Here is a 6,616-nt window from a genome sequence, read left to right as displayed (position 1 = left end):
ATTAGAAAAAGAGACGACAAAAAGAAGAGGAGATGATGAGAAAGTTAATGGTGGGGGTGGATGCGCGCTTCCCCGCCACTAAAATGTGGGAAGACCATCTCAGCAAATATTACGCGCCGAAAAACTTCAACTTCTTCTACTTCTTCGGCTCCCTGGCCCTGTTGGTGCTGGTCAACCAGATCGTCACTGGCGTGTGGTTGACGATGAGCTACACGCCGTCGGCGGAAGAAGCGTTTGCTTCTGTCGAATACATCATGCGTGACGTCGAGTACGGCTCGATCCTGCGCCTGCTGCACTCCACCGGCGCGTCGGCGTTCTTTATCGTCGTCTACCTGCACATGTTCCGCGGCCTGCTCTACGGCTCGTACCAGAAGCCTCGTGAGCTGGTGTGGGTCTTCGGCATGTTGATCTACCTGGCGCTGATGGCCGAAGCCTTCATGGGCTACCTGCTGCCCTGGGGCCAGATGTCGTACTGGGGCGCCCAGGTGATCATCTCGCTGTTCGGCGCAATCCCGGTGATCGGCAACGACCTGACCCAGTGGATTCGTGGTGACTACCTGATCTCCGGCATCACCCTGAACCGCTTCTTCGCCTTGCATGTGGTGGCCTTGCCGATCGTGATCCTGGGCCTGGTGGTACTGCACATCCTGGCGCTGCACGAAGTGGGTTCCAACAACCCGGATGGCGTGGACATCAAGAAGCACAAGGACGAGAACGGCATCCCGCTGGATGGCATTCCGTTCCACCCGTACTACACCGTGAAAGACATTGTCGGCGTAGTCGTGTTCCTGTTTGTGTTCTGCTCGATCGTGTTCTTTTTCCCGGAGATGGGTGGTTATTTCCTGGAGAAGCCTAACTTCGAACAGGCCAATGCCTTCAAGACACCCGAGCACATTGCCCCGGTCTGGTACTTCACGCCGTTCTACGCGATCTTGCGCGCGATCCCCGACAAACTCATGGGCGTGATCGCCATGGGCGCGGCCATCGCGGTGCTGTTCGTGCTGCCGTGGCTCGACCGTAGCCCGGTCAAGTCGATGCGCTACAAAGGCTGGCTGAGCAAGATCTGGCTGTGGGTGTTCTGCATTTCGTTCGTGATCCTGGGCGTGCTGGGCGTATTGGCGCCTACCCCTGAGCGCACGTTGCTGTCGCAGGTCTGCACCTTCCTGTACTTCGCCTACTTTATTCTGATGCCGTTCTATACCCGGCTCGAGAAGACCAAACCGGTTCCGGAAAGGGTGACTGGCTGATGAAAAAATTACTCGTTGCATTCGTGCTTGCGGCACTGCCGCTACTGTCCTTCGCCGCCGAACATGGCGCAGAGCTGGAAAAAGTCGATATCGATGTGTCTGACAAAGCCGCCATGCAGGATGGGCTGCGTACATTCACCAACTACTGCATGGGGTGCCACAGCGCCAAGTTCCAACGGTATGAGCGCGTTGCCGATGACTTGGGCATTCCCCATGAAGTGATGCTCAGCCACGCGGTGTTCACGGGTGCCAAGATCGGCGACCACATGAACATCGGCATGCAGCCGGCCGACGCCAAGACCTGGTTCGGCGCCGCACCGCCCGACCTCACCCTGGTGGCCCGTGTACGCGGTACCGACTGGCTCTACGGTTATCTCAAATCCTTCTACGAAGACCCTGCGCGCCCCTATGGTGTGAACAACAAAGTCTTCCCGAACGTCGGCATGCCGAACGTTCTGGTCGGCCTGCAGGGGCGCCAGGTGGTAGGATGCAAGCAGGTTCAGGTCGTTGAAGACGGCAAGAAGCAATATGATCCGTTGACCGGCACGCCGCTGACCCATGAAGCGTGCGATCAACTGACCATCGTGCCCAAGACCGGTACGCTGAACGAAGAGCAGTTCGACGAGAAGGTCAAGAACCTGGTGACCTTCCTGGCCTACTCGGCCAACCCGGTCAAACTGCAGCATCAGCGCATCGGTACCTACGTCTTGCTGTACCTGGCTTTCTTCTTCGTATTCGCTTATTTGCTCAAGCGTGAATACTGGAAGGATGTGCATTGATCCAACCGTAAGCAATTGCTGTTAATCTTGCGCGCCCAGCGGCATCTCTGAACACGTAGCGCCGGTTTGAACCGGTCGTTACAGGGATGCTTCTGGGCGCGCTCGTTTTTGAGCTTTCGATAATTTCAACAAGCGAGGAGGACCGCCATGGGCGTGACCAATCGGTTGGCCTGTTACTCCGACCCCGCCGACCACTATTCCCACCGAGTACGCATCGTGCTCGCAGAGAAGGGTGTCAGCGCCGAGATCATCAGTGTGGAGGCGGGCCGTCAGCCGCCGAAGCTGATCGAAGTGAACCCTTACGGCAGCTTGCCCACCCTGGTCGATCGTGACCTGGCGTTGTGGGAGTCGACCGTGGTGATGGAATACCTGGATGAGCGTTACCCTCATCCGCCTTTGCTGCCGGTGTACCCGGTGGCGCGTGCCAACAGCCGCCTGCTGATCCATCGGATCCAGCGTGACTGGTGCGGGTTGGTGGATGTGATCCTGGATTCGCGTTCCAAAGAAGCCGCTCGTGTGCAGGCGCGCAAGGAATTGCGCGAGAGCCTGACCGGCGTTTCGCCGTTGTTCGCCGATAAACCTTTTTTCCTCAGTGAGGAACAAAGCTTGGTGGATTGCTGCCTATTACCCATACTCTGGCGCTTGCCGATTCTGGGCATTGAACTGCCACGGCCGGCCAAGCCGTTGCTTGATTACATGGAGCGCCAGTTTGCGCGTGAGGCTTTCCAGGCGAGTCTGTCTGGCGCCGAACGCGATATGCGCTAAGGCTTAAGGAGCCGTTGATGAACTCCAGTCGACCTTACCTGGTCCGCGCGCTCTATGAGTGGATTGTGGACAACGATTGCACCCCGCACATGCTGGTCAATTCCGAATTTCCTGCGGTTCAGGTACCCCAGGGTTTTGCCAGTGACGGGCAAATTGTGCTGAACGTATCGCCCAGTGCCGTGCGCCACCTGCACATGGACAACGAAGCGGTGAGCTTCGAAGGGCGTTTCGGCGGTGTGCCCCATACGCTGTTCGTGCCCATCGGTGCCATCCTCGGGATCTACGCCCGGGAAAATGGCCAGGGCATGGTGTTCGATCTGGAGTCGCCTTTAGAGGATGACGAAACGATTGAAGGCGAAGACGGTGATGATGTACCGCCACCGGATGCCGAGCCGCCGCGCCCTAGCGGTCGGCCAAGCTTGAAAGTGGTGAAGTAGGCGGATTTCGCTTACAGACCCATCTGAAAAATGCCTCGACAGCTGTCGGGGCATTTTTTTTGCGTGAAGGATATGGATGAAAGTCGCGCCAGAACGGTGATCGTACAACCACCATGGGCTATGATGCGGTCTTCAGTTCGTCGAGAAAGATGGTTCATCATGGAAAACGCCAGCGCCGCCCCACGTCTTCCCCGCAAGCGCCGCAGCCTTGCCCAGGAATTGGTCACGGTGTTGTCCGAGCAGATCCGCGATGGCCAGCTCAAACGCGGCGACAAGTTGCCCACCGAGTCGGCGATCATGGATGCCCACGGCGTCAGTCGGACGGTGGTGCGTGAAGCCATCTCGCGCCTGCAAGCGGCGGGGCAGGTCGAGACTCGCCACGGTATCGGCACCTTCGTGCTGGACACGCCAAGCCCCAGCGGTTTTCGCATAGACCCTGCCACCGTGGTGACCTTGCGTGATGTGCTGGCGATTCTGGAGTTGCGTATCAGCCTGGAAGTGGAGTCTGCGGGCCTTGCTGCCTTGCGCCGCAGCGATGAGCAACTGGCGGCCATGCGCGCGGCCCTCGATGCCTTGAATGAAAGTGCGGCCCACGCTGGCGATGCGGTGGCGTCGGATTTTGCCTTTCATCTGGAAATTGCACTGTCTACCGGTAACCGCTACTTCACCGACATCATGACCCACCTGGGCACCAGCATCATTCCGCGTACCCGCCTGAATTCGGCGCGCCTGGCCCATGATGATCAACAGCACTACATGAGCCGCTTGAGCCGCGAACACGAAGAAATCTATGAGGCGATTGCCCGCCAGGATTCGGATGCGGCACGTGCGGCCATGCGCCTGCATTTGACCAACAGCCGTGAGCGGCTGCGTCATGCCCATGAAGAGGCAGAGGCGCAGCGCGGCTGATCGTTCCCACGCTCTGCGTGGTAACGCCTCTATGGACGCTCCGCGTCCCGATGCGCGTGAATTTCTCAAGCCCTCGCAGGGTGACGCGGAGCGTCATAGGCTGTATTCCCACGCAGAGCGTGGGAACGATCATGCCAGCCGTTAGTTGGCGGGTTGGTTTGGCTTGTAGTCCTTAAGCAATAAGTACGTACTCCATCCCCACCAATCATTGGTCCAGTGCTTGTCGTTCAAATCATTGACGTCCTTGCGCCGCAGCACCTTGTCCCCCTCCATCTTGAACAGCGGCGAGAAGTTATTCGCCGGGTTTTGCGCGGCGTTCAGGTCGGGCACATACAGCGGTGCCTTGAACTCAGCTGGGGAGGGCGCGATGCCGCTGATGAAGGTTTCGAAGATCTCATCGGCCGAGGCCTGTACGGCCCCTTTGACCTGCACGCGATTGTCGGCGTCGATGCTGTCGAAGTAGCGCTTGTCGCCGTAGGCATGCCACTGAGCGCCCATGGCATTGCGCACCTTGAGCCCGAATTTACTGTCTTCATCGTGCATGAAGCGGCTGATCAGCGAGCCGAGTTCTCCTGGCGTCACCACTGCCGCCAGTTGTTTGCGCGGTACCCGCAGGTGGCCGGCGGAAAACAGGTCGGTCAAAAAGTGATCGGCAAAGCTGTTCATGGCGTAAGCCAATTCCAGGGCCTGGTCGGTGCCGGTCTGATGAGCCACCACGGCCTGTTGCAGAGCCGCTGCGTGACCGGCCAAATAGGCGGACAGGGCCCATTCACCGAAGTGGTCGGCGTTGTCCGCTGCCAGCTTCAGGTAGCGGCCCAACGGTACGAGGGCCGAAACAGCACTGCCGCCGCCGGTTATGCGATTCCACTCCTCGGACAACGTATCTCCCAGGGCGTCATAGGCTTCATGAGGCTGTTTGCCGTCCTTGATCGCCTGGTTGACGGCGTTGATCTCCTTTTGCATCACCGCCAGGATCTTCTGCGCTTCTTCCCGTGAAGCAGGCAACACGGCGAGAGAATTGAACGCCGCGGTGAAGCGTTGCACGCGCTCGGTCGGAGAATTGCCATCGCTGATCGGTTGGCCGGGGATGCCATAGAAGTCGCCGCCCAGGGCGATCACTTGGCCATAGGTCAGCGCAAGCCCGTTGGGCAGGTGCAGTTCGACTTGGCGCGCAGGAATGGCCGAGGCGTCCTTGCTGAAGCGAAGCAGGGTGTCATCGCCGATGGCGGTGTGTTCACCGCCTTCGAAGCGCAGGGTAGGCGGAGTTTTTTCGGGTGCTGCGAGTTCAAGACCTGACATGTTAGCTCCTTGCTATGTCGTAGGAATCTTCCGTGATAACTGTATGCATATACAGTCACCTGAATCATAGGTGAGAAATTTCCTACGTCAAGAGCCGCGTCTTAAGCCTTCGCAGGAGTACGCCGGATGAATTGCAGTTGACGAATTTATTTATAGTTGTACGATGACGTACGACATCATCAAAACCAACAACAACCTTTCGTTAGAAAGTCTTCGCCCAGGGTGTTCGAATAATGAATCCACAAGAACTGAAGTCCATCCTCTCCCACGGTCTGCTGTCTTTCCCAGTGACCGATTTCAACGCCCAGGGTGATTTCCACCAGGCGGGTTACATCAAGCGCCTGGAATGGCTGGCCCCTTATGGCGCCAGCGCCTTGTTCGCCGCGGGTGGCACAGGTGAGTTTTTCTCACTGGCGGCCAGCGAATATTCCCAGGTGGTGAAAACCGCCGTGGATACCTGTGCGTCCAGCGTGCCGATCCTGGCCGGTGTAGGCGGTGCCACCCGCCAGGCCATCGAGTACGCCCAAGAGGCCGAACGCCTCGGCGCCAAAGGTTTGCTGCTGCTGCCGCACTACCTCACCGAAGCCAGCCAGGACGGGGTTGCCGCCCACGTTGAAGCCGTGTGCAAGTCGGTCAAGATCGGCGTGGTGGTGTACAACCGCAACGTCTGCCGCCTGACCGCACCGCTGTTGGAGCGTCTGGCCGAGCGCTGCCCGAACCTGATCGGCTACAAGGATGGCCTGGGTGATATCGAGTTGATGGTGTCGATCCGCCGTCGCCTGGGCGACCGTTTCAGTTACCTCGGTGGTTTGCCGACCGCAGAGGTTTACGCCGCAGCCTACAAGGCCCTGGGCGTGCCGGTGTACTCCTCGGCGGTGTTCAACTTCATCCCTAAGACCGCGATGGATTTCTACCACGCCATTGCCCGCGAAGATCACGCCACCGTTGGCAAGATCATCGACGACTTCTTCCTGCCGTACCTGGATATCCGTAACCGCAAGGCTGGTTACGCGGTGAGCATCGTCAAGGCTGGTGCGAAAATCGTCGGTTATGACGCCGGCCCCGTGCGCACGCCACTGACCGACCTGCTGCCGGAAGAATACGAAGCCCTTGCTGCGCTGATCGACAAGCAAGGCGCGCAATAAATTATCCACAAGGCCGCTGAGCAATCAGCGGCCTT

Annotated in this window: 7 protein-coding genes; 6 read left to right on the top strand and 1 reads right to left on the bottom strand. The window is 58.7% G+C overall.

The genetic code is table 11. The features are described from left to right. The first annotated feature begins 35 nt into the window (after window positions 1-35). The 5 genes from GIW04_RS06250 (at window position 36) to GIW04_RS06230 (ending at window position 4,137) form a co-directional block, all read left to right on the top strand. Window positions 36-1,247, top strand: a complete 1,212-nt coding sequence (locus tag GIW04_RS06250; RefSeq protein WP_236478945.1) for a cytochrome b — start codon at window positions 36-38, stop codon at window positions 1,245-1,247. Then, a complete protein-coding gene (locus GIW04_RS06245) occupies window positions 1,247-2,026 on the top strand; it encodes a cytochrome c1 (protein ID WP_003188528.1) in 780 nt (259 codons plus the stop codon). The genes GIW04_RS06250 and GIW04_RS06245 overlap by 1 nt, the downstream gene beginning before the upstream one ends. 147 nt (window positions 2,027-2,173) lie before the next feature. Then, on the top strand, window positions 2,174-2,791 hold the full coding sequence (locus tag GIW04_RS06240) for a glutathione S-transferase N-terminal domain-containing protein (protein ID WP_003188529.1): 618 nt from the start codon (window positions 2,174-2,176) through the stop codon (window positions 2,789-2,791). Window positions 2,792-2,808: 17 nt separating this feature from the next. Continuing rightward, window positions 2,809-3,228 (top strand): ClpXP protease specificity-enhancing factor, encoded by a 420-nt coding sequence (locus GIW04_RS06235; protein ID WP_003188531.1) that lies wholly within the window; start codon window positions 2,809-2,811, stop codon window positions 3,226-3,228. 159 nt (window positions 3,229-3,387) lie between these two features. Further along, window positions 3,388-4,137, top strand: a complete 750-nt coding sequence (locus GIW04_RS06230; protein ID WP_003188534.1) for a FadR/GntR family transcriptional regulator — start codon at window positions 3,388-3,390, stop codon at window positions 4,135-4,137. Between the two features lie 141 nt (window positions 4,138-4,278). Here GIW04_RS06230 and GIW04_RS06225 read toward each other — a convergent pair whose 3' ends face one another. Next, window positions 4,279-5,436: a hypothetical protein gene (locus GIW04_RS06225; protein WP_057710924.1), complete on the bottom strand. Its 1,158-nt coding sequence runs from the start codon at window positions 5,434-5,436 to the stop codon at window positions 4,279-4,281. Window positions 5,437-5,669: 233 nt separating this feature from the next. Here GIW04_RS06225 and kdgD point away from each other — a divergent pair, with 233 nt between their 5' ends. After that, window positions 5,670-6,581, top strand: coding sequence for a 5-dehydro-4-deoxyglucarate dehydratase (kdgD, locus tag GIW04_RS06220; RefSeq protein WP_003188537.1), 912 nt, complete (start codon window positions 5,670-5,672; stop codon window positions 6,579-6,581). Window positions 6,582-6,616 lie beyond the last annotated feature (35 nt).

This window comes from Pseudomonas sp. PA-4-8C (assembly GCF_021606625.1).
Classification (GTDB): domain Bacteria; phylum Pseudomonadota; class Gammaproteobacteria; order Pseudomonadales; family Pseudomonadaceae; genus Aquipseudomonas; species Aquipseudomonas lactis.
This window is presented reverse-complemented; position numbering and strand designations above follow the sequence as displayed.

What these genes read in the sequence shown, in the direction of transcription:
- GIW04_RS06250 (WP_236478945.1), top strand. Translation starts at nt 36, where the DNA reads ATGAGAAAGTTAATGGTGGGGGTGGATGCGCGCTTCCCCGCCACTAAA.
- GIW04_RS06245 (WP_003188528.1), top strand. Translation starts at nt 1,247, where the DNA reads ATGAAAAAATTACTCGTTGCATTCGTGCTTGCGGCACTGCCGCTACTG.
- GIW04_RS06240 (WP_003188529.1), top strand. Translation starts at nt 2,174, where the DNA reads ATGGGCGTGACCAATCGGTTGGCCTGTTACTCCGACCCCGCCGACCAC.
- GIW04_RS06235 (WP_003188531.1), top strand. Translation starts at nt 2,809, where the DNA reads ATGAACTCCAGTCGACCTTACCTGGTCCGCGCGCTCTATGAGTGGATT.
- GIW04_RS06230 (WP_003188534.1), top strand. Translation starts at nt 3,388, where the DNA reads ATGGAAAACGCCAGCGCCGCCCCACGTCTTCCCCGCAAGCGCCGCAGC.
- GIW04_RS06225 (WP_057710924.1), bottom strand. Translation starts at nt 5,436, where the DNA reads ATGTCAGGTCTTGAACTCGCAGCACCCGAAAAAACTCCGCCTACCCTG.
- kdgD (WP_003188537.1), top strand. Translation starts at nt 5,670, where the DNA reads ATGAATCCACAAGAACTGAAGTCCATCCTCTCCCACGGTCTGCTGTCT.